Below are 19,299 nucleotides of genomic sequence, written 5' to 3'. Positions count from 1 at the left end.
CCGCAAATTTGAAATTGCTGGCAGCAGCACCTCAATCGAGTGCGTCCTGCGCTTTCAAGTAGTCTGCAACCACGAGCGCCTTGCTCCAGGCAAGCGTCCCGCCCATGCTGATGGCGACGGCGCAGGTCTCGAGGATCTCTTCCACAGACGCGCCAAGCTCCAGCGCCTTGGCGGTTTGGGAGATCATGCAATCCTTGCATCCCGCCTGCACGGCCACAGCCAGCGACATCAGCCGTTTGGTCTTGAGATCGATCGCACCATCTCGATAGACTGCTGCTTTGACCGACCCATAGTACGCGTCGGCAAGATCAGGCATGGCCTTCTTGGTGGCCTCGGTCAACTGCCACATCCGCTCTTCGTAACTCAGAATCGAATCAGTCATTTCATCCTCCACCTCAGCAGGAGGCTTCACCGCAAGTCTGATTCCTGATGATGGCACCGCGATCCTTCGACGATCAAGACCAAATTCATGTCGGGCACAAAAAAACCGCTCGAAAGCGGCTTGTGCGTCTTTGATCTTGGAAGACTGATGAATGGTGGCTACGGCTAGATTCGAACTAGCGACATCGGCATTATGAGAACGATCAAAGAGGTTTGCCCAGGTCGCTGATCTGACTAGCAATTTCCACCTAAACGACTGTTCTGGCTTGGATTTCCCGCTTCTTACCTGCTATCATTCAGTTGCAGGCAATCTCAAGAAGTTGCGCCCGGCCACGCTCGACGGCTACCAGCGGGCCATCAACCGCGATCTGGAGGCATGGAAGCACAAGCCGCTGAAGGACATCTCCGGCGCCATGGCCGTCACCCGTCATGCCGAGCTGTGCAAGAGCGCATCACCGACCGTTGCCATGCGGGCCATGCAGGTACTACGCGCAACGCACCGCTTCGCCACCGAGTTCTACGGCACCGACGACGCTGAATTGCCGTTCGGCAGATGCCCCGTGGACAAGATCAACAAGATTCAGCGCAAGTGGTCCCAAAGCAAGCCGCGCACCGGACGCCTAGCGGTCGATGAGCTGGCACCCTGGCTTACCGCTGTGCGCAACCTGCCCTCGCACCAGAAACGCTCAGACGGCGATTGGAAGCGCGTAGCGGCCTACCTGGAGCTAATCCTGCTGACCGGACTTCGGCGCCGAGAGGCTGGCTTCTTGCGCTGGGAGGACGTTGATCTGAGGCGCAGCACCTTCACCGTGCGCGCCACCAAGAACGGCGACGATCACACCCTGCCCATCAGCGCGCGCGTTCGCGAGCTGTTCGAGCTGCGCCGGGAAGCGGGCAAGGCATTGCAGGAGATCGCCCAGCGCCACCCGACCGAGCGCAACATCAAGGCGGCCTTGAACCACAAGACCACTGGCGACGTGACCGGCTTGCACTACGCCCAGGTGACGACCGAGGACTTGCTCTCGACACTTCCCAGGCCATCACGATCCGAAGGGTAAGGCCGCCAGCATAGCCGCGACAATCCGAAACCAAAGGCAAAAAGCGAAAGCCCTATAGCCACCGAGACGCCCAGACGAGGTTCCAGAATGACCGAGCTACACCCGCAATTCCTGACCGATCCGGACGGCGAGCGGCTATCTGTCGTGCTGCCGATCGCTGAATATGAATCCCTGATGGAGCGTCTTGAAGATTTGCAAGACCTGGAGGATGCCCGCGATGCGCTGGCCCAGATCGAGCGCGGCGAAGAGGACATCATCCCGTGGGAAGCCGTGAAGGCCGAACATGGCTTATAACGTCGTTTTCACCAAGGCGGCCAAGCGCCAATTCGACAGGCTATCCAGATCGGTGAAGCTCCAACTGAGCGATGCCATTGAGGCGCTTTCCGACGATCCGCGCCCCGCTGGTGTCGTCAAACTGCCTGGAGAGGATCGCCTATACCGCATCCGCAGCGGTGACTATCGTGCCATCTACCAGATTCAGGATCAGCGTCTACTGATTCTTGTGGTCAAGGTCGGCCATCGGAGCAAGGTCTACCGCAAGCGCTGACGCCAGAATCAGGAAGGCGCGACAGCGGCGCAAGCTGCAATCGCCCCAACCGATACCACACCAAGCCGCCGCACTGGCGGCTTTTTTTATGCCCGCGAAAAAGCGAATCAATGCGAATCTATTGATTCGCTAATTGCGTCGGTTTCATTCGCTCAGGAGTGTAGTGTCAACTAGCGCTATCGCATCAGGCATGCATTGCTAGCACCCGCTGGCACTGATGCGGAGGTATAGAAATATGACACCGACACCCAGGCCGACATCCGATAGTGTCGAGCATTTTTGTGCCCGTCACCGCATATCCGAGGCCACCTTCTATCGGCGCCGCGATCTGATGCCGCGTGCAATCAAGATCGCTGGGCAACTGCGGATCTTGGACACTGACGAGCAGGCATGGATCGAGCGCCAGCAGGCCCAGTCCGATGCGCGGCGGGCGGCCTAATGGACCCCGCAATTGACTGCGCCCTGACCGGGAGCGATCCGGGCAGGGCGCGGGGACAGGACATCGACGTGACCACTAGAGCGGGTGATCGACATGGATATTAACTCATCAGCACGCCCCGGCGCCACGGGGCACCACCGCACGACCTATACCACTGAGCGCGCATTTTTGGCGGGCATCTTTGCTGAGCCAGCGTGCATCGGCCAATACGCGGACGCGCTCGACCCGCATGACATTAGCGACCCTTACTTGTCGGAAACCTGGTCCGCGATGATTGCCTGCCATCGCGCCAGGGAGCTGCCCGAGTTCGCCGCCGTCATCGGGCGCCTCCGCGATCCGCAGCATGACCTGCTGGCAGAACTCGCCACCGAGGGCGCCACCGCAGCCAATTGCGGGCGATATGCCGAGGCGATCCGCGCAGCCGCCCGTGCGGCTCGTCTCCGCGCCCTGGGGCAGCGTCTGACCGAGGTGCTGGGCATCGGCAGCGAGCAGGCCGGAGGAGTCATCGTGGAGCTGCTGGGCACCGGCGCCCTGCTCAAGGCCCGACGTGGATCTGGCGTGGCGTACAGTCGCCCCCCGGAGGCGGCCCATGCCTGAGATCATCCTGCGCGACTATCAGGCCGGGATGCTCCACGAGGTCCGTCGCGCCTATGCCAAGGGCCACCGCGCGCCGCTGCTGGTGGCGCCCACCGGGTCCGGCAAGACCATCACTTTCTGCTTCATCGCTGCTAACGCCAGCGCCAAGGGCAACCGCACGCTGATCCTGGTCCACCGCCGTGAGCTGCTGAGCCAGACCAGCGCAACGCTGGACGCCTTTGGGGTGCCGCACGGGCGCATTGCCGCCGGGGAGCCAGAGACGGACGCCCTGGTGCAGGTGGCAAGCGTGCAGACCCTTGTGCGCCGCCTTGAGCGCATGAGCTGGGCGCCGGATCTGATCGTTGTGGACGAGGCGCATCATGCGGTTTCCACCACCGGGCACGGGCGGGTTCTCGCCGCCTTCCCGTCGGCCCGCGTGCTGGGTGTCACCGCCACACCGCAACGGCTGGACGGGCGGGGGCTGGGTGTCAACGCCGGCGGATTCTTTGACGCCATGATCCTCGGCCCCAGCGTGGCGGAACTGATCGAGCTTTGCTATTTGTCGCGCCCCACCACCTTCGCGCCAAGGATTGCGCTGGATCTGTCCGGCATCCGCACCGTTGGCGGGGACTACGCGAAAGTCAGCGTCGCCCATGCCGAGCACGTGGCCGAGACATTCCGCCGCGCCGGGTATCAGGCCGCCAGTATCGACGGCACGCTCGATCCCGAATCCCGCGCCGCACGCATTGCCGACCTGGGCGCCGGCAAGCTGAATGTGCTTACGAGCTGCGAGATCATCTCAGAAGGGACGGACATCCCCATCGTTGGCGCCGCGATCCTGCTCAGGCCGACGCAAAGCCTGGCCCTGTATCTCCAGCAGGGCGGGCGAGCACTGCGCCCATTTCCCGGCAAGGAGCGCACCATCATCCTGGATCACGTCGGCAACAGCGCCCGGCACGGATTGCTTGAGACTCCGCGCGATTGGGCGCTCGACGCACCGAAGCGCACCCGGCAGACCGAGGGGGAGCCTGCTGCGCCCGTTCGCCAGTGTGACCAGTGCGGTGCGGTGCATAGTCCAGCGCCGGAGTGCCCGGAGTGCGGATTCATCTACCCGGTGCAGCGCCGAGAAATCGAGGAGGTGGCGGGAAGGCGCCCGCATGGACGCCAAGCAGGTTCTCGCTGCCGCTGAACTGGAGCACACCGCTGCACGAGAGGCATATAGCCTCGCCCAGCGTCGGTGGGATGGTGAGAGCGCACGCACGGTGCAGGCCGGAATGCAGTCCGCGGCGAACATACTCGAACGCTCCCTGTCCGCCACCGCCGATGTCATGCACGCGCACGGCAGTCGCCGCTACGAGCCGCAAGACAGGGGCTTTGTCGAGCATCTGTTCGCCGTGCAATATGCGTCCCGCGCCGCTTAGAGGTAGACCGTCATGAAAAGCCGCCGTCCCGCCACCCAACCGAAGGCGCAGCCAGCCCAGCAGAACAAGCGCCCGAAGCTCCCGCCGACTCCGCGAATTGATACCGCAACCTTCCGCCCCGTGAAGCCGCCGCGCCGAGTCCTGTTGGGCTAACTGCCGCCACCCCACCCCGGTCGCAAGGCCGGGGGATATCCTTCACCTGAAAGTCCGTCATAAGGCCGTATGGTGACAAGAGAGGACGTGCTGCACATCGTGCGCACCCACTACCGCGATTCGGCTTTCGCCACCCACGACATAGCGCACATGCTCGCGGTGCCAGAGCGATGCGTTCGCCCAGCTATCGGCATTGCCGTCGCTGCTGGCGACCTGGAGCGAGCCGGCAAGGAGACGCGATCCGGCCCTGTGCACAGATACACTGCGTCCATCTACCGCTGGACAGGTCAAGCGGGACTTGAGCGCGTGCCGCAAGACCCCGCCGCCCGCGCGCGTGCCCTTCACCGACACCAGCAGGCCGCGCCTCAGTCGGCCTCAAGCTGGCTGGCGGTGAGGTGGTGAGGGCCGAATCCTAACGCCGGTCCCGGAAGTAGAACTCCGTGACGCGCTCGATGTCATCGCCCCGGACCTCGTAAAGGGCGCTGGTACGCAGGTCGCCCCCGGCCTGACCTGCCTCTGCTCCGTTACCCCGTAACGCACCATCGTAGTATTTCGGCTGGTCCCGGTGCGGCAGGGCATCGACCACTGCCCGCTCGGCTTCACCGATGATCCGCTCCAGCGCCGCCCGTTGCGTGATCCCCCAATAGACCGCCATCCGTTTGAGCCGCGCCTTGGTGGAGACATCCACCACGGCGTTCAGTTTCACCTGTGGCGTGTCGTCCGTGTCGATCTCGCGCATCCGTTCCCGATACCGGCGCTGCCGTTCAGCGTTGCTCAAGGCCATGGTGCCCGCCCTCATTCGTTACTGGGTAACGACAAGGATAGACCGTTATCCAGTAACGGGGAAGGTGGCGAGCCTGGCCCTGACCGAAAAATCTGCTGACCGTGAGCTGACCGCAAGAGCGCGACGCGCAAGCACGCCATTCAGGCATAAAAAAAGCCGCTGATAAGCGGCTGTTTTGTCTGCTTTTTTTGGTGGCTACGGCTAGATTCGAACTAGCGACATCGGCATTATGAGTGCCGCGCTCTAACCAACTGAGCTACGTAGCCAAACAAGATCGAGAATGGTACCCTCGCACCGCGGTGGCGTCAAGCACCAACGACACATCGGGAGTCTGCCAGTGGTCCTACGGGGCGCGGTTCGCGCGGAGGCAATGTTCATGAACGACCTGCCGGTTACAGGCCTGTGGCGGTTGCTCCGCCCGCTGCTGTTCCAGCTGGATGCAGAGACGGCCCATCGCCTGACCCTGGGGCTGGCCCGGCGTTGGTCAGCGGTGGCATCGGGGCGGCTCGGTGCGCAGGATATCGCCCGCGATTCCATCTACCGCAAGACCCTGAGGCCGATCGGACTCGAATTCCCCAACCCCATCGGGCTCGCGGCAGGGCTGGACAAGGACGCCGAGGCGGTACCCCTGTGGCAGCGCCTTGGCTTCGGCTTCGTTGAGATCGGCACGGTCACCGCGCTGCCGCAGCCGGGCAACCCCAGGCCACGCCTGTTCCGGCTGCCAGCAGACGCCGCGCTGATCAACCGCATGGGTTTCAACAACAGCGGCGCGGATGTGGTGGCACAGCGTCTGCAGCGGTTGCGCGAACGGGACGTGCTGCAGATCCCGCTTGGGGTCAACATCGGCAAGTCCAAGGTCACGCCCCCGGAACAGGCGGCGGATGACTATCGCCGCAGTTTCCAGCGGCTTGCGCCCTTCGCGGACTATGTGGTCGTCAACATCTCCAGCCCCAACACCCCCGGCCTGCGAGACCTGCAGACGGTAGAGCAGGTGAAGGCCCTGATGGACGCCGTGCAGGAACCCAACCAGCGGCTGCCCAGACCCAGGCCCGTGCTGCTGAAACTGGCACCGGATCTTAACGAATCGGATGCCGTGGAGTGCGCCCTGGCGGCGCTGGACGCCGGCGCCGATGGTCTGGTCCTGACCAATACCAGCACCTGTTTCGACGGTCTGCAAAGCGACACCACCGGCATGAGCGGCGGCCTGTCCGGCCAGCCGATATTCGAACGCAGCACAGAGATGTTGCGCCTGATTCGCAACGCCATCGGGCCCAGCCCGGTGCTGGTCGGCGTCGGCGGCGTCATGGACCCGGCGGGCGCCGTGGCGAAGCTCGAGTCTGGGGCCGATCTGGTGCAGGTCTACACCGGCCTGATCTACGGCGGCCCGGGCCTGGTAAGGCGGTTGTTGCGGGAGATCCCCCATGACCTGCTGCCGGCGACTCTGGAATAGCACATCCGCGTCATGCCCCTTGCAAACAGGGGGTTGGTTTTGGCGAATTTAAGCCGGCGCTGTTCTACTTACGATCCCCAGCTCAGCCAAAACAGGGCTAACACATATACCGTCCCCGTATGAGTCGGGCTAGTCATCCACGGGCTGGTCGACTACTCTTTTCATGGTGTCGACATGCAGTCGGGCCCGATGCGATCTAGAGGTTATCAAGGTAGAGGACATGACCGTGGCAAAGTTCAAGACACTGGCGTTGACCGTACTGATCACCATCGGCCTGGCGGGCTGCGTGACCACGGGCGACTCGAAGCAGGCCACCGGCACGGCGGTGGGGGCAACGGCCGGCGCTGCGCTGGGTGCGCTGATCGCGGACAACTCGGGACAGAATGCCTGGGTGGGGGCGCTGATTGGCGGCATGGCCGGCGGCCTGATCGGCAACGCCATCGGGGCCGCGCTGGATGAGCAGGAGCGCAAGGCCATGGCGGCCGCGACCAAGCGGGCGCTGGAGGCGGAGCCGAACAAGAAGGTTGCCTGGAAGGCGCCGGCAAAACCGGCCAAGACAACGACCTCGGGCAGCACAACCAAGGCCGAGCCCACCACCGGCTACGTGGTGGCCGGCGAGGTCTTCACCAACGCCTCCGGGCAGCAGTGTCGTAACGTGGATCAGGTCGCCAACAAGGACGGCCAGCGTTACCAGGGGCAGGTCACCGCGTGCAAAACGTCCTCCGGCTGGAGCGAGGCGGTCTGATCGCGGCGCGACGCCGGGCATAGACGCTCACTTGTTGTCGATTGAAACCGGCCGGGCATCCGCGACGCCCGGCCCAGGGAGCAGTGCAGATGCGGATGATGCTTACCGCGGCCAGCATCGGCCTGGCGGCCTTGATCATCGCGCCGGCCGGTAGCCGGTGGACAAGCGCAGCGCCGTCCACCAAACCCCGTGCTGGCGCTGGTGGACGGCGCTGCGCTTGTCCACCCTACGTGTTATATGCTCCGCTTCGGGAGGTGGCACGGAACGATGATCAAGACCGGCCTGGCCAGGCTAACGGTCGTTGGATGCGTCACGACGGACTCAAAACCGACGCACGACAAGGGGCTAAATGCTGAACAGATCAGCATTTCCCGTGCGGGGCAGGAAGCCCCGCCATTTTTAGCGGCGCAAGCCGCTGAAAATGAAGCGATTCGGAAACCGCGTTTTCGAATCGCGTGCTGATTTTGGTCAGGATGGCCAATAAATCAGCGCCTCCCTAGGAAACGTCGTCAGAAGTCGCTGATCTGCTGAAAGGCCTCGGATTGCGGCGCGCTGCCGCCGCGCAGCACGGCGACGGCCTGCGGGTTGATGGCCTGGAGCTTGTCGAGCGTGCTGTCGTCCCGGGCAATGTGGCGCAGGCGTTCGGGTGTCGCGGATGCCAGCGCGGCGGGCGGACCCTGGTTGAACTGCGCGATGAGGTCGGCGGGGTCGGCGGTGCTATGGAAGGAGACGCGCACCACGCCGCGCTCCACCGAATCCAGGCGAAATGCCTCATCGCCGAACTTGGCATTCAGCGGCTTGATGATGACGCTATTGACCAGCTGCGCAAAGTTGTTGTCATCGCCGGCAAAGTCCACCTCGTAGATCGAGATGCCGTTGGTGGTGTAGCTGCGGAAATCCACCTGCAGCACCGGCCGCAGGCCGATGAGTTCCTTCTTGAACAGCACGCCGATGTCGTAGCTGGGCAGACCGGCCACATGCAGCGCGTAGATCTTGCTGGGACGCATCAGGTGCTGCTCGAAAAAGTCCTTGGAGAATTCCGAGCCGATCAGCCGACCGATGTCCTGCAGCGCCTCGTCCTCGGTGGCCCAGCTGTTGCGGCGGGGCACCTTGTTGTTGAAGTAGATCTCCTCGCCGGTGTGGTTGTCGACGCACTTGACGGTCCAGGAGGTGATGACATGTTTCTTCACGGTGATGCCCGAGGCCCGCAGTGTGACGCTGCGCACATCGAACTTGACCCGCCCCTGGATGGAGAAATCCGACGACTTGAGGTGGGACACCGAGACCGTGGTCTCGACGCGATTGTCCAGGGTGGATGACTCCATCATCTCCGACTTGAGCGTCTCGGTGGTCTCTTCGGACCATACGCGGTAGCCGAAGTCGGAAATATGCTGCTTGAGGATGTTCTCGGCGATCTCGGAGCGACTCTCCCAGCTGCCGCGTTCCGCATCCTGCGCGAAGACCGCCACCGAGATCTTGGGATCGCCGTACTCCCGGATATAGCCGATGCGCGAGGAACGCGACATCTCCCGCAGGGCGTCCTCGACACCGGTGATGTACACCTCGGCACGCATCAGCATGTGCATGAAGCCGTCCTCGCCGAGCCAGGGGCTGCTCTCCTTGATCACGCGCTTGATCAGGCCGGAGGAGCGGCTGAAGACCCGGTCTTCGAGCAGGACATAGTTCTCCACCAGGGTGTCGCTCTCGACGAAGGCGCCCACCGCCTTTTCCAGCACCTGGCGCCGCGCATCCGCCCGCAGATCGTCGATCAGCAGGCCCTTGTCGCGCTGGTAGGTCTCGGCGTTGGGATCCGCCAGCCCCTCGGCGGTCACCGTCATGGTCTCGGCGGCGCCGGCGCTGAGGCTGCAGAGCCCCAGCGCCAGAACGACGCAGCGCAGCAGGCGGTTGGCGGCGGTTGTACCCATGGTCCTCACCCTCGAAACTGGATCTTCCAAGCCGGCGACGACGCGGTCATCCCTGACCGGTCGGGTCGGCATCGTTTTGATCAATGCAGGTCGGCGCCGCCACCTGGCGGGACTTCCGCCGGACGGACTCCCATCGGGGGCATGCCCACGGGCACATCGATGACACCCTCGCGGATGGCCGCGCGACCCTTGAACTCGCCGGCGCCGAAGCCTTCCACGGGTGCATTGAAGTCGTCGATCTGGGCGCCGACGCCCTCCACCTCGATGACCTCGTTGTCATACAGGATCCGCTGCTTGAGCACGTCCTGCACGGCGCCGAAGCGCAGACGCATGTTCACGTAAGCGTTACCGTCTTCGTCCCAGCGGTAGCCGACGAGTTCCGCGCCATAGATGGCCGCCATCATGCGCGCCCGGACGGAATCGGACTCCAGGATGTAATCACGCACCGAACTGCGGCTGTCCAGCTTGAAGCCGACGACGATCTTCGCCAGCTGCTTGTAGGCGTCCAGTTCCGCCGCCCGCAGTGCCTGCAGCGGCCCCGCCATGGCCGGCGTGGAGGTGGCGAAGCCGACCCGGCGGATGGTCTGGCCGCCGAAGTCGATGTTCCTGCCGACGATGTTGCTGACGCGCCCGAGCCTGATGGAGGCCTCCGCCTGGGCGATGTCCTTTTCCGGATCGTAGATGATGTCGGTGAACTCGATGCCCTTGATGGATGCGGCCGTCTTGGCATCCACCGACACCCCCTCGGCCACCAGATTGTCCACCTGCTCGCGGCTGCGGACCTTGATGCCGATGACGCTCTCGACGATGGCCCGCTCGGCCACCAGCTTGGCGGCATTGACGGTCATGAGTTTCTTGTTGCCAGCGACGGCGGTCTGGGAAGCAAGCAGCATGGCCAACGCGACCAGGCCTGCCAGACGGACGTATCGGTGATTCATGGTGTTCTCCTCTCGGTTGTTGCCTCTGCGTTGCCTCTGCATTGCCCCGGGCTACCAGAACAGCAGCGCCGCGCCACCGCCGGGGGCGATGGCACCGGCCTTGGGGATTTGCCGGATCTCCTCCGGGGTCAGTTCGATCAGTTGCAGGTCCGGGTGGGCATCGAACAGGACCTGCAGACGCCGCTGCTCGCCGACGCTGTCAGGAATGGGCAGGGCTGCGGCTCTCACGCCACGACCCGTGCCGTTGTGGAAGGCACCGCTGCTGTAGTCCGGGATCGGGCCATAACGGACGGTGGCACCGCCGGAAGGCGCCGACGATGAGACAGGGACAGCCGCAGAGGCTGGGTCTGGGTCCGGGTCCAGGACCGGAGCGGCTGGCGCGAGCGCTGGTGAGGAAGTCGGCACGGGCGTTGGCACAGGCGCTGGGGCAAGCGTTGGCGCAGGGATTGGCGAAAGGATTGGCTCGGCAGCAACGTCGCTGCGCTCCAGGCGCTCCACCCGGATCACCCGCTCGCCTTCACGCTCGACCACCCGGGCCAGCAGCCGATACTGCCCGTCCTGATCTCCCACCTGGAGTTGCTCCAGGACGGCCTCGTTGATTTCGATCAACGCCTGAGCATTGGCCTCCATCAGCGCCTTGTTGCCGCTCAGCACGGCGGCGGGTGTTGCCGCCAGCAGCGTGCCGAGCAGGAGCCCGAAGGGCAAGGTGCGCATGCCGCTCACCACTCGTCTGGGGTCAGCGCCCGTCCGCCGCCGGTGAATTCCGACGCCTTCTCATACTTGGGCTTCGGCTTGCTGCTGGCCCCGGAGCCGCCGCAGATCTCCCGTTGGGCCCGACGCAGGCCGTCCTTGGCATCCAGCAGGTTCGGATCCAGGGCCAGGGCCTTGCGGAACATCTTCACGCTGGGTTGGCACTTGCCCTGCATGCGGTAGATCTCGCCCAGGTAGTAGAACGGCAGCGGATCGGCCGGGGCATGGGTGGTGGCCCTCAGCAGATGGGTTTCCGCCGGCCCGTACTGGCGCTGTCTGAAGTAGATGATGCCGGCCCTGGCCTGAGCCTCGCCATGGCTGGGCTGAATACGGATGGCGCTCAGATAGGCACTGAGTGCCTGCCGATCTTGGTTGGTGGCCTCATAGGCCTGACCAAGCCCGAAATAGGCGTCGGCGAACCGTGGGTCCAGTCGCGTGGCCTGCTGGAACTCGGCGATGGCCTGGCTGTAGTTGCCGGCGGTGTAGGCGCTGCGGCCGCGTTCGTAGTAATCCGTCGCAGTGCCGCCGCCCGCGGGCATGGTCTGACAACCGGCCAACACCAGGCCGGCAAAGAGCGCGATCAGTAACAGTCGGATTCTCATTGTGTTTGCTCCTGTGTCGTGTGCACGGTTGGCCGATGCGATGGCAGGGCGGCATGGGTCATCGCAGCACGGCGATGGGGAAGTCCGAAACGGTCTGGGGCTTGGTGGTGGTGGGTGTCTGCTTGTTGCCGGTCAGCTCCTTGACCCGTTCGCTCAGGTAGAGGTCCAGCTGGTTGATGGTGATCTTGCCGTCATGAGTATAGTCCGCCTTGCCGTTGATGCCCTCCACCAGGGCCTTGGTAAAGGCGCCATTCCCCCACTCCGGGTTCTCTAGCGAATACTGATTGCCTGTGGAGCTGGCAAACACCACCACGCCGTTCTCCGCCGAGGCCAGGTCATTGATGATCGGCGTGATGTTGGCCACGCTGCGCCGGGCGCCCATGATGTTGCCGGAATGGCAGGTATCGATGAAGGCGAGCACCTTGCCCGGCAACGCGGACAGGGTCTGCTGGACATGGAAATAGGGGACGGCGGTCCGGCTCAGGCGCTCCGTGTCCGCCTCCTGCGTCAGGTAGTAGTAGTTGCCGTCCGGGTCGTTCACCCCGTGACCGGAGATGAACAGCACCGCCACGTCATGGCTGGTGACCTCGTCACGCAACCAGTCGAGGCCGTCCAGCAGGCCGTCGCTGTCCGGGTTCTCGAGCACGCGGACCACCACATCGCGGTACAGACCACCAGACTGGGCCTTCAAGGCGGTGGCGAAATCCTCGGCATCCTTGTAGGCGAACTGCAGATCCAGCGCGTCGTTGCGGTAATCGGAGACGCCGGCGACCAGGGCATAGAGCTTGGGCTGAATGACGAATCCCTCCGTCTGGCCCCCCTCCCAGCGCAGATTGACCGTGTCCGGCGGCGAGGCGCCGAAGCGATTTTCCGCCACCAATGTCAGGCTCAGGTCGCGCAGCGGCAGGTCGAGCTCCAGCACGCCCTCCTGCCCCAGCGCCAGGTCTGACGACGCCGTCTGCGACGCGCCTGTGTCCGCTCCGGCGGACGGTGTCGAGTCTGTCGGCTGAACGATCCGCTGCAGCCCGCGCTGGGTGCTCAGCGGCCGGCCGTCCACCAGGACCTGGATCTGCTGCACCGGCTCTCCGCCGGGGCTCTTCACGCGGTAGCGCACCCGCGTCTGCGCCTGGCTGAAGCGCTCCCCGTCGCCCGGGCTCAGGATGGTGATCAGCGGCGGCAGGGACTTGGCCACGGTCTGCTCCGCCTGGACCCGCTCGCCGCGCCGGGCGGCCTGGGCGATGGCCTGCCCCTCGTCCAGGGTATCGAGCATGCCGGTGACCACCTGCGGGCGGTAGAAGCGCTCGCGGAAGCTGTTCACGGGATAGAAATCCGAGGCATTGGCCCGCGCCAGGGCGGCGCCGACCACGGTGCCCAGCCTGGGCGGGCCGTTGGGATCGGGACGCTGCGGCAGGACATCCAGATACAGGTAGTCGTCGCCGCGGACGATGTTGAAGCGCAGCGACTGTCCGGCCGGCTTCTGCCGGATGGCGGCCACCAGGTCCGCCTTGCTGACGATGGCGACCCCGTCGATGGATTCGATCAGGTCGCCGGCGAGCAGGCCGGCCGCCTCGGCGGCGGAGCCGGGGACCACATGCTGCACCGCCAGGCCGTCTGCACGCTCGGCGCGGTTCAGGTGCCAGCCCACCAGCCGGTCGCCGCCCGGGCTGGCGTCGTAGTAGCCGTTGGGGGTCCAGAGCACCCATTCCAGGGTACCGGTGTGCACGAACAGCGACAGCAGTTCCACACCATCGGCATAGCGATACCAGCGCAGGGTGCCGTCGCCCAGCGCCGCCACCGCCAGCCGTCCGTCGGCGCTGATGTTCACCCCCCAGACGGTGTCCGGGGTGGGCACTTGCCAGAGCAGGTTGCCGGCCTGGTCGAAACGACGCAGATACCAGGCGGTGCCCAGCAACAGCCCCCTGTCGCCTGCGTGTCCATCGGGGCCGATGGCCAGCGCGCGCGCGGTCTCATAGGGGGCCAGCGGCAACGGCTTGCCGTTTAGCCGCGGATGCTGGCTGTTCTTCCATTGCGTCACGTTCAGGCCGGCGGCCCGGGTCAGCGGCGGCGCCAGCGGGGTGATGCCCAGACCCACCCTGGCTGCCGCATCCAGACCACCGGGGCCGAGGCCCTGCTGACGGCGCCAGTCGGACAGCGCCTGGCGGGTGTTCGGTCCCATCTGCCCGTCGATGGCGCCGGGGTCGAAGCCGGCCTCGTCCAGTTCCTGCTGCAGCAGCCAGGTCTCGTTGATGTCGCCCTCGAACAGGCGCCGACTGTCCAGGTCGAACAGGATGGAGCGCTCGCCGCCGTAGCCCAGCCCGACGACCACCCGCCGGCCATCGGCGGACAGCCGAAAGTGCTCACCCAGCTTGTCGCGCATGTCTGGCGCCACCGGGTGTCGCTGCCGGATCAACTGGCCCGTGGTGTCGAAGCGCAGCCAGGCGGGGTCGTCGGTGCCAGCGATCAGGCCGCCCTGCGGCAGGGCGCGCAGGTCCGTCAGGCTGTTGTCCGTGCCGGACCAGAAGTGCCGCTTGCCCTGCCCCGCCTGCTCCCAGACCACCACCGGGAAGGTCCCCCGGCGCTGGAAGCGTCCGCCGGCAAACAGCCGCCGGCCGTCTGCTGACCAGGCGACCTTGCTCAGATCGCCGTTGTCCAGACCACGGCTGTCCGGTTGTCCCAGGGGGTTCAGATTGGCGCCGGAATGCAGCGCCACCACGGCCTGGTCAGCCAGGCCAACGGCAATGGTCGCCGCATCCGGAGAGAAGGCGACGGCAAAGGGCAAGCTGCCCGTCGCCACCGGTTGCCGTGCGATCAGCTCAAATCGCTGGTCGTAAAGCCGCAGCTGGCCGTCGAGGGAACTGGCGACCAGCCGGCCGTCGCGGTCGAAGTCGCACCAGTGGCTGGCGTCGCCGTAGTCCCTGTCCGCCGCCACCTGCCGCCAGTCGTCGGTGGCGAAGACGCGGATGCCCTCGGCGCCGAGGCTGGCGGCCAGATGGCGTCCGTCAGCCGAGACACAGAGGTGATTGACCACGCTGGGCAGGCCGGCGACATGCCGGCGCAGTTCGCCGCTCGCGGCATCGAACACATAGATGTGATAGTTGCCCGGCCCCTCGGTCACGGCCTGGGTGGCGCCGCCGGTGGCGATCCAGCGACCGTCCGGTGACAGCGCGGCGGCGTACAGGCGCCCCTCGTTGCCCGGACCGATGGGAATGCGCAGGGTCCTGACCAGCCGACCGTCATCCACCGACCACAGCCGCAGGGTCTTGTCGTCCGACGCCGTCACCAGGCTTCGGCCCGTGGTGTCCAGCGCCATGCGTCGGATCTGGGCGGTGTGCATGCCCGTCTCGAGGCGCAGCATCGGCTCGGTGGGCAGGGCCTGGCCGTGCAGGGGCGCCAGGCAGACGAAGACGACAAGCAGGGTGCTGAGGGTCCGGCGGATGCCCGGGGCGCGACGCATCGAGTCTCTCCTGATGGCGGTAGCCCACGGATTCCCGGTGTTGCGCCGGTCGAATCTGCAGGATGCGAATGCAGCGCCCGAAGCACCAGCCTGACGTGTGCGACGCCGCGACGCTATTATTATAGGCAACGGCGGTGGTTTCGCCAGCGAGGTGGCCGGCGGCGCCGCACAACAAGGCCAATATCGACAGAAGGGAGTTCGACAATGTCCATCGCATCCTCGGGCCGGGGTCCGGCCCTGTGCCTGTTGCTCGTCTGTCTGCCCGTTGCGACGCCCAGCCAGGCCGACTGCGCCAGCCTGGCCCAGGGGGTTCAGACCGCCTCGAAGGCGGGGGATATCCAACGCCTGTCGGACTACGCGGCACAGATCCCGTCGGAGCCCACCTGCGCCGACGATTATCGGGTCAAGCTCGCGCGGGTGGCGGCCTACGGCTTTCTGCGCGAGGTGGAGCGCCGCCTGGCGGCCGGCGCGGACCTGGCCGATCAGGAGCCGCTGCTGCGCCAGTCCCTGAGCAGCGCGCGCACCTGGCAGGCGCTGGCCATGCTCGGCGACCTGGAGTCCGGGCGCAAGGACTACGCCGCGGCCACCCTTGCCTACCAGGAGGCGCTGGGGCTGATCAACGACCCCGTGGTGACCCCGCAGGCACCGCCGGAGCCGGTGATCGAGGGCATCTTTCGCAAGGCGTCGGAGAGCCGCATGCTGGCCGAGGCCTATGTGGCGGTGCCGGTGAACCATCGCTCGGGTTCCGCCGAGGGTCTGGCGCTGCCGTCGGTGCGGGGCTTCGTGGTGCAGCGGGTGCCGATCCCGGTGACCTTCGAGACCGGCTCCACCCGCTTCACTGCCAAGGGTGAGGCCGCGGCGAGCGATCTGGCGGCCTATCTACGAGGGCAGGGGGTCGCCGAGATCACGCTGATCGGGCACACCGACGAGCGCGGCTCCGACCGTGACAACCAGCGGCTGTCCAGGCGTCGGGCGGAAGCGCTGGCGCGCTTTCTGCAGCAGGCCGGCTACGCCGGATCCATCCACACCGAGGGCGCCGGCGAGTCGCAACCCATCCAGTTGTCGGACCCGGCGCTCTACTCTCAGGAGCAGATCTGGGCGCTGAACCGGCGGGTCGAACTGGTACGGCACTGATACAAACGGGGGCCGGCATATGGTCAACGACATCACTGACGGCCCGCTGCGACACCTGCTGCTGCCGGCGCTGCTGGCGGCCTGGCTGTTCGCTCCGGCCGCGGCCGCGGAGACCCGCGCGCTGGTGGTGGGCATCGACGCCTATCAGCATATCAGCCCGCTGCACGGGGCGGTTGCCGATGCGCAGGACATCGCCGCGGCGCTGCGCCGGGCGGGGGTGTCGGACCTGACGCTGCGGCTGGACGCCGACGCGACCCGTGAACGGCTGACGGCGGACTGGCAGGCGCTGATGGACCGGGCGCAGCCCGGCGACCGCCTGGTCTTCAGCTTTGCCGGTCACGGCACTCAGGAGCCGGAGCGGATCGCCGGCAACGAAGACGACGGCAAGGACGAGGTGCTGCTGCTGGGCGGGGTCAGCGAGAACGGTGCGGGCACCAGGGAGCGCATCCCGGACGACGAGCTGAACCAGTGGTTTCGCGATGCCGCGGCGCGCGGGCTCGATGTCCTGTTCGTGGCCGACTCGTGCCACTCTGGCACATTGACCCGCGACATCGACCCGCGCGCGGGCCAGGGGTCCGCCCGCTACACCGCCTACTCGGTGTCCGACGACCTGCTCGAACTGGACATGCCGCCTGCCCCCAGCGAGCGGGACGCTGGCGATCTGCCGGGACTGACCTTTCTCGCCGCCGGCCAGGAGCACGAACAGGTGCCGGAGGTGGACCTGTTCGACGTGGATGGCCGGCGCGCGCGGCGCGGCGCCCTGAGCTGGGCCTTTGCCCGCGCGCTGGAGGGGGCGGCGGACCGCGACAGCGACGGCCAGCTGACGCGGGAGGAACTCAACCGGTTCGTGCGGGCCAATGTCCGCGCCATTGCCGACTCCCGGCAGACACCGAACCTGTTGCCGGTGGCCGCGGACACGCGTGTGGTGGTGCCGCTGGCGGGTGCGTCGGCCCGCTCCGGTCCCGGCTCCACGGCGCTGCCCCAGGCGCGGCTTCGCATCGAGGGGACGGACGCGGCCTCCGCCGCCGCGCTGCTGCGCGACCTGAGCGGAACGGTGCCTGCCGCTGGCCCGGATGCGGTGGACCTGGTGTTTGACATCCGCCGGCGCGAGGCCGTGTCCGGCCGCGGCGACATCCTCGCCCGGGACCTGGATCCGACTCGGCCGGCGCTGCAGTCGGTGATCGATGCCTGGCGCGGGGTGGAGCGGCTGAAGCTGGAACGCCTGGGTGATCGCCTGTCCATGCGGGTATTCCCGGACGACGGCCTGCACCACCGGGGGCGGACCATTGCCTTCGAGATCGACGATATCCTGTTACCCTACCTGGTGTTCTTCAGTCTGTCGGGTGACGGGACCGTGCATTTCCACTACCCTTTCCCGGGTGATCCGCCCACCTTGCCGGCCGGCCGGCCGGTGCGGGTGGAGTTCCAGGTCACGCCGCCCTTCGGTGCCGATCACATCATTGCCGTGGCCAGTGATGCGTCACTGGATCAACTGGCCGCGGACCTCAAGGCCATCGACGGCCGGCGGGCGGCCAGGCAGGCGATAGAGGCCGTGCTTGCGATCACACGGCAGGGTCGCCGCCAACTCGGTCTGCAGGGGTTGTACACCGCGCCATGAAGCCTGTCTGCTGCCACACTCACAAGCACCCGCACGCCGCTGGTGCCCCATCGTCGCGCCGGGCCACCCATGGGCTCACCCCTTTGCTCATCGCCGTAGTATTGCCACTGCTGCCGCTGGTCAGCCAGGGTCAGCAGGCAGCCGGCGGCGCCGGTGGCGTCACCATCGAGGCCCTGACGGAATTCGATCGGGACGACGGCAGCTGGGAATCGGACCTGGACTCCGAGCGGGATGCCGGCTGGGATACCGGCGACGCGGCCGAGCCGGCCGCGCCGGAAAAACCCCGGATCGCGGTCTACGCATTCAAGATCCGCGGCAACCTGGGCATACCGGATGCCGGCGCCATCATCGCCGAGTGGATGATCAGCGCACTGGAGGCCACCAACCGCTTCACCTTGATGGAGCGGGTGCTGCTGCAGCAGGTGATCGAGGAACAGGAACTGCAAACCAGCTATCTCGCGGACGAATCCACCCTGGCGGCGGAGGCGGGCCGACTCTACGGCGTGGAGGCCGTGGTCAGCGGTACCGTGCTGCAGTGGGGCGAGACCATCTCCATCGTCGCCCGACTGGTGGACACCAGCACCGGCATCATTCGCGAGGCGGCAGAGGTCAAGACCCGCAACCGGCAAGACATCCCCGACGAGATCGCCCTGCTGGCGCGCAAGCTCGCCGGTCCGGCACCGGCGCCCGTTCCGGCGCCGGCATCGGCCACGCAGCCGGTCACCGTGGCGACGACGACAGCGGCGACGACAGCGGCAACGGCGGTGACCCGCCGGACCCCGATCGAGCAAAATCCCGCGCGACTGGCCATCACCGTCCTGCCCCACCCGCATCTACGCCTGGGTGAAGAGATGCGCATACGCATCACCAGCCAGGCGCCAGGCTATCTGACGGTCATCGACATCAACGCCCTCGGCGAGGTGGCACAGGTCTATCCCCTGGGGCCGGCCCCGCCGGCGGACGGCGCCTCGGGCCAGATTCGGGCCGGCGGGTCCATCGTCATACCAGACCCATACTCGGGTCTGCGCTTCACCGCTGCCGAGCCGTCGGGCCGAGGCCATCTTGTGGCCGTTCTGTCGACGCTCCCAGTCGACCCGGACACACTGACCGCGGCCCAGGTAGCCTGGCCGCACGCAGGTCCGTCAACAGGACCGGCCGCCGGGTCGGCGGCAGGCCCAGTGATCGGACAGGCTCAGGCCGATGCGGTGGATGTCGATCGGATCCTTGCCCGCCTGCAGCAGTCACTGGACGAGCAGCACGCCGCCCGGCCGTGGTCCATGTCCGTCGCGGACTATCTCATCGAGTACTGAACCCCGAGTACCGG

The 19,299-nt window shown here is 66.2% G+C and carries 19 protein-coding genes and 2 tRNA genes; 12 read left to right on the top strand and 9 right to left on the bottom strand.

The window, feature by feature from the left end; translation table 11 throughout:
- Positions 1-31: 31 nt before the first annotated feature.
- Both F2Q65_RS13635 and F2Q65_RS13630 read right to left on the bottom strand, forming a co-directional pair.
- Entirely contained in the window at positions 32-382 is a 351-nt protein-coding gene (locus F2Q65_RS13635; RefSeq protein WP_150093964.1) for a carboxymuconolactone decarboxylase family protein, read from the bottom strand.
- Between the two features lie 152 nt (positions 383-534).
- Positions 535-613 (bottom strand) — tRNA-OTHER (locus F2Q65_RS13630).
- A gap of 34 nt (positions 614-647) precedes the next feature.
- Here F2Q65_RS13630 and F2Q65_RS13625 point away from each other — a divergent pair.
- The 6 genes from F2Q65_RS13625 (at position 648) to F2Q65_RS13595 (ending at position 4,422) form a co-directional block, all read left to right on the top strand.
- Entirely contained in the window at positions 648-1,439 is a 792-nt protein-coding gene (locus F2Q65_RS13625; protein ID WP_150093963.1) for a tyrosine-type recombinase/integrase, read from the top strand.
- Positions 1,440-1,526: 87 nt separating this feature from the next.
- The gene (locus F2Q65_RS13620; protein ID WP_150093962.1) at positions 1,527-1,733 is read left to right on the top strand and encodes a hypothetical protein; all 207 of its coding nucleotides are present in this window, start codon (positions 1,527-1,529) and stop codon (positions 1,731-1,733) included.
- Positions 1,723-1,986 carry a type II toxin-antitoxin system RelE family toxin gene (locus F2Q65_RS13615; RefSeq protein ID WP_150093961.1) on the top strand — a complete coding sequence of 88 codons (264 nt, stop codon included), beginning with the start codon at positions 1,723-1,725 and terminating at the stop codon, positions 1,984-1,986. Before F2Q65_RS13620 ends, F2Q65_RS13615 begins: the two co-directional genes overlap by 11 nt.
- Positions 1,987-2,518: 532 nt before the next feature.
- Positions 2,519-3,022 (top strand): DnaB-like helicase N-terminal domain-containing protein, encoded by a 504-nt coding sequence (locus tag F2Q65_RS13605; RefSeq protein WP_246156219.1) that lies wholly within the window; start codon positions 2,519-2,521, stop codon positions 3,020-3,022.
- A complete protein-coding gene (locus F2Q65_RS13600) occupies positions 3,015-4,190 on the top strand; it encodes a DEAD/DEAH box helicase (RefSeq protein WP_150093958.1) in 1,176 nt (391 codons plus the stop codon). The genes F2Q65_RS13605 and F2Q65_RS13600 overlap by 8 nt, the downstream gene beginning before the upstream one ends.
- Positions 4,159-4,422 carry a hypothetical protein gene (locus F2Q65_RS13595; protein ID WP_150093957.1) on the top strand — a complete coding sequence of 88 codons (264 nt, stop codon included), beginning with the start codon at positions 4,159-4,161 and terminating at the stop codon, positions 4,420-4,422. Before F2Q65_RS13600 ends, F2Q65_RS13595 begins: the two co-directional genes overlap by 32 nt.
- A gap of 565 nt (positions 4,423-4,987) precedes the next feature.
- Here the strand turns inward: F2Q65_RS13595 and F2Q65_RS13590 are convergent.
- Positions 4,988-5,359, bottom strand: coding sequence for a hypothetical protein (locus F2Q65_RS13590; protein WP_150093956.1), 372 nt, complete (start codon positions 5,357-5,359; stop codon positions 4,988-4,990).
- Positions 5,360-5,548: 189 nt separating this feature from the next.
- A tRNA-Met gene (locus F2Q65_RS13585) sits at positions 5,549-5,625 on the bottom strand.
- Between the two features lie 110 nt (positions 5,626-5,735).
- On the opposite strand from F2Q65_RS13585, the gene F2Q65_RS13580 reads away from it, so the two are divergent.
- The 3 genes from F2Q65_RS13580 (at position 5,736) to F2Q65_RS13570 (ending at position 8,016) form a co-directional block, all read left to right on the top strand.
- Positions 5,736-6,809, top strand: coding sequence for a quinone-dependent dihydroorotate dehydrogenase (locus F2Q65_RS13580; RefSeq protein ID WP_425473417.1), 1,074 nt, complete (start codon positions 5,736-5,738; stop codon positions 6,807-6,809).
- Between the two features lie 226 nt (positions 6,810-7,035).
- Positions 7,036-7,554, top strand: coding sequence for a glycine zipper domain-containing protein (locus F2Q65_RS13575; RefSeq protein WP_211354038.1), 519 nt, complete (start codon positions 7,036-7,038; stop codon positions 7,552-7,554).
- Between the two features lie 267 nt (positions 7,555-7,821).
- Positions 7,822-8,016: a hypothetical protein gene (locus tag F2Q65_RS13570; RefSeq protein ID WP_150093953.1), complete on the top strand. Its 195-nt coding sequence runs from the start codon at positions 7,822-7,824 to the stop codon at positions 8,014-8,016.
- Positions 8,017-8,063: 47 nt separating this feature from the next.
- On the opposite strand, the gene F2Q65_RS13565 is transcribed toward F2Q65_RS13570, so the two are convergent.
- The 5 genes from F2Q65_RS13565 to F2Q65_RS13545 all read right to left on the bottom strand — a co-directional run bounded on the left by F2Q65_RS13565 (position 8,064) and on the right by F2Q65_RS13545 (position 15,223).
- Complete coding sequence (locus F2Q65_RS13565; RefSeq protein ID WP_150093952.1) at positions 8,064-9,479, bottom strand: hypothetical protein; 1,416 nt, start codon at positions 9,477-9,479, stop codon at positions 8,064-8,066.
- 80 nt (positions 9,480-9,559) lie between these two features.
- A complete protein-coding gene (locus F2Q65_RS13560; RefSeq protein ID WP_150093951.1) occupies positions 9,560-10,417 on the bottom strand; it encodes a hypothetical protein in 858 nt (285 codons plus the stop codon).
- A gap of 51 nt (positions 10,418-10,468) precedes the next feature.
- Positions 10,469-11,131, bottom strand: a complete 663-nt coding sequence (locus tag F2Q65_RS13555; protein WP_150093950.1) for a hypothetical protein — start codon at positions 11,129-11,131, stop codon at positions 10,469-10,471.
- Between the two features lie 5 nt (positions 11,132-11,136).
- A complete protein-coding gene (locus tag F2Q65_RS13550) occupies positions 11,137-11,769 on the bottom strand; it encodes a tetratricopeptide repeat protein (RefSeq protein ID WP_150093949.1) in 633 nt (210 codons plus the stop codon).
- A 58-nt stretch (positions 11,770-11,827) separates the two neighbouring features.
- Complete coding sequence (locus F2Q65_RS13545) at positions 11,828-15,223, bottom strand: caspase family protein (protein ID WP_150093948.1); 3,396 nt, start codon at positions 15,221-15,223, stop codon at positions 11,828-11,830.
- A 204-nt stretch (positions 15,224-15,427) separates the two neighbouring features.
- Here F2Q65_RS13545 and F2Q65_RS13540 point away from each other — a divergent pair, with 204 nt between their 5' ends.
- From F2Q65_RS13540 to F2Q65_RS13530, 3 genes are read left to right on the top strand one after another with little or no spacing between them, the layout of a single operon-like run.
- Positions 15,428-16,357: an OmpA family protein gene (locus tag F2Q65_RS13540; RefSeq protein ID WP_150093947.1), complete on the top strand. Its 930-nt coding sequence runs from the start codon at positions 15,428-15,430 to the stop codon at positions 16,355-16,357.
- A 19-nt stretch (positions 16,358-16,376) separates the two neighbouring features.
- Positions 16,377-17,975, top strand: coding sequence for a caspase family protein (locus F2Q65_RS13535; RefSeq protein ID WP_150093946.1), 1,599 nt, complete (start codon positions 16,377-16,379; stop codon positions 17,973-17,975).
- Complete coding sequence (locus tag F2Q65_RS13530) at positions 17,972-19,285, top strand: DUF4384 domain-containing protein (protein ID WP_150093945.1); 1,314 nt, start codon at positions 17,972-17,974, stop codon at positions 19,283-19,285. The genes F2Q65_RS13535 and F2Q65_RS13530 overlap by 4 nt, the downstream gene beginning before the upstream one ends.
- Positions 19,286-19,299: the final 14 nt, after the last annotated feature.

The organism is Thiohalocapsa marina (assembly GCF_008632335.1).
Taxonomy (GTDB): Bacteria; Pseudomonadota; Gammaproteobacteria; order Chromatiales; family Chromatiaceae; genus Thiohalocapsa; species Thiohalocapsa marina.
The sequence above is the reverse complement of the archived record's forward strand: the minus strand, read 5'-3'. Positions and strand labels throughout refer to the sequence as shown.

Coding starts and splice junctions, on each gene's coding strand:
- F2Q65_RS13635 (WP_150093964.1), bottom strand. CDS start 382: ATGACTGATTCGATTCTGAGTTACGAAGAGCGGATGTGGCAGTTGACC.
- F2Q65_RS13620 (WP_150093962.1), top strand. CDS start 1,527: ATGACCGAGCTACACCCGCAATTCCTGACCGATCCGGACGGCGAGCGG.
- F2Q65_RS13615 (WP_150093961.1), top strand. CDS start 1,723: ATGGCTTATAACGTCGTTTTCACCAAGGCGGCCAAGCGCCAATTCGAC.
- F2Q65_RS13605 (WP_246156219.1), top strand. CDS start 2,519: ATGGATATTAACTCATCAGCACGCCCCGGCGCCACGGGGCACCACCGC.
- F2Q65_RS13600 (WP_150093958.1), top strand. CDS start 3,015: ATGCCTGAGATCATCCTGCGCGACTATCAGGCCGGGATGCTCCACGAG.
- F2Q65_RS13595 (WP_150093957.1), top strand. CDS start 4,159: ATGGACGCCAAGCAGGTTCTCGCTGCCGCTGAACTGGAGCACACCGCT.
- F2Q65_RS13590 (WP_150093956.1), bottom strand. CDS start 5,359: ATGGCCTTGAGCAACGCTGAACGGCAGCGCCGGTATCGGGAACGGATG.
- F2Q65_RS13580 (WP_425473417.1), top strand. CDS start 5,736: ATGAACGACCTGCCGGTTACAGGCCTGTGGCGGTTGCTCCGCCCGCTG.
- F2Q65_RS13570 (WP_150093953.1), top strand. CDS start 7,822: ATGATCAAGACCGGCCTGGCCAGGCTAACGGTCGTTGGATGCGTCACG.
- F2Q65_RS13565 (WP_150093952.1), bottom strand. CDS start 9,479: ATGGGTACAACCGCCGCCAACCGCCTGCTGCGCTGCGTCGTTCTGGCG.
- F2Q65_RS13560 (WP_150093951.1), bottom strand. CDS start 10,417: ATGAATCACCGATACGTCCGTCTGGCAGGCCTGGTCGCGTTGGCCATG.
- F2Q65_RS13555 (WP_150093950.1), bottom strand. CDS start 11,131: ATGCGCACCTTGCCCTTCGGGCTCCTGCTCGGCACGCTGCTGGCGGCA.
- F2Q65_RS13550 (WP_150093949.1), bottom strand. CDS start 11,769: ATGAGAATCCGACTGTTACTGATCGCGCTCTTTGCCGGCCTGGTGTTG.
- F2Q65_RS13545 (WP_150093948.1), bottom strand. CDS start 15,223: ATGCGTCGCGCCCCGGGCATCCGCCGGACCCTCAGCACCCTGCTTGTC.
- F2Q65_RS13540 (WP_150093947.1), top strand. CDS start 15,428: ATGTCCATCGCATCCTCGGGCCGGGGTCCGGCCCTGTGCCTGTTGCTC.
- F2Q65_RS13535 (WP_150093946.1), top strand. CDS start 16,377: ATGGTCAACGACATCACTGACGGCCCGCTGCGACACCTGCTGCTGCCG.
- F2Q65_RS13530 (WP_150093945.1), top strand. CDS start 17,972: ATGAAGCCTGTCTGCTGCCACACTCACAAGCACCCGCACGCCGCTGGT.